We start from the raw sequence: 1072 nt of genomic DNA on the forward strand, positions 1-1072 counted from the left end.
GCCCCTCGAGGAGGTCGCCGCGCTCGACGGCGTGGCGGCGCTGGAGGCCTGGCGCCTCGCCCGGCGGCGAGCGACATGCGCCTGTTCCTCGACATCGCCGAGGACCTGGAGCTCGCCGGCCTCGGCCGCGCCTATGACCGGTTCCTCTCCTATGGCGCCTACCCGCAGGAGGCGGGCCGCCTCTATGCGGGCGGCACCTTCGCGGACGGCATGCCGGGCGCGCTCGATCCCGCCGCCATCACCGAGGACCACGCCTTCGCCCGCATGGAGGGGCGCGATGCGCCGCACGCCCCGTTCGAGGGCTCGACCTTGCCGGACGGCGCGGACGAGAAGGGCTACACCTGGTGCAAGGCGCCGCGCCTTGCGGGCGCGCCATACGAGACCGGCGCCTTCGCCCGGCAAATGGTGGCGGGCCATCCGCTGATGCGCGACCTTGCGGCGCGCGAGGGCGCGAACGTGAGGAGCCGCGTCGTCGGGCGCCTGGTCGAGGCCGCGCGCACGCTGATCGCCATGGAGGGCTGGGTGCGGCAGCTGGAGCCGACCGCGCCGTGGTGCGCCCAGGGCACCCTGCCGCAGGAGGGCCGCGCCTTCGGACTGACGGAAGCCGCCGCGCGGCGTCGCTCGGCCACTGGTGGTTGGTGGTACGAACGGGCCGCATCGCCCGCTACCAGATCATCGCCCCCACCACCTGGAACTTCTCGCCCCGCGACCGCGACGGGGTTCCCGGACCGCTGGAGACGGCGCTGGTCGGCGCGCTTGTGCGCCAAGGCGAGACCACGCCGGTGAGCGTTCAGCACATCGTGCGCTCGTTCGACCCCTGCATGGTCTGCACGGTGCACTAGGCGTCGGGGCATGGAGCGCGCCGAGGAGATCGTCGTCCGGGGCATCGTGCAGGGGGTGGGATTCCGCCCCTTCGTGCACCGCCTGGCGCTGCGCCACGGCCTGCGCGGCAGCGTGCGCAATGCGGGCGGGCTCGTGGCGATCCATCTGGCGGGCCGGCCCGAGGCGCTGGAGGCCTTCGCCCGCACGCTGACGCAGGAGGCGCCGCCGCTCGCCCGCATCGCCCAGCGTC

The 1072-nt window shown here is 74.6% G+C and carries 2 protein-coding genes and 1 pseudogene; all 3 read left to right on the top strand.

Annotated features, from left to right (window positions below; translation table 11 throughout):
* Positions 1-75: 75 nt before the first annotated feature.
* Positions 76-357, top strand: a pseudogene (locus AC2W7M_RS26105) (nickel-dependent hydrogenase large subunit); the annotation flags it as partial.
* 281 nt (positions 358-638) lie between these two features.
* Positions 639-842 carry a nickel-dependent hydrogenase large subunit gene (locus AC2W7M_RS26110; protein WP_486136066.1) on the top strand — a complete coding sequence of 68 codons (204 nt, stop codon included), beginning with the start codon at positions 639-641 and terminating at the stop codon, positions 840-842.
* 10 nt (positions 843-852) lie between these two features.
* The coding region (locus tag AC2W7M_RS26115; protein ID WP_486136068.1) for an acylphosphatase at positions 853-1072 on the top strand (220 nt) is incomplete at its 3' end.

The sequence above is a fragment of the Xanthobacter sp. BG11Y11_SDJG genome (genome assembly GCF_057364445.1).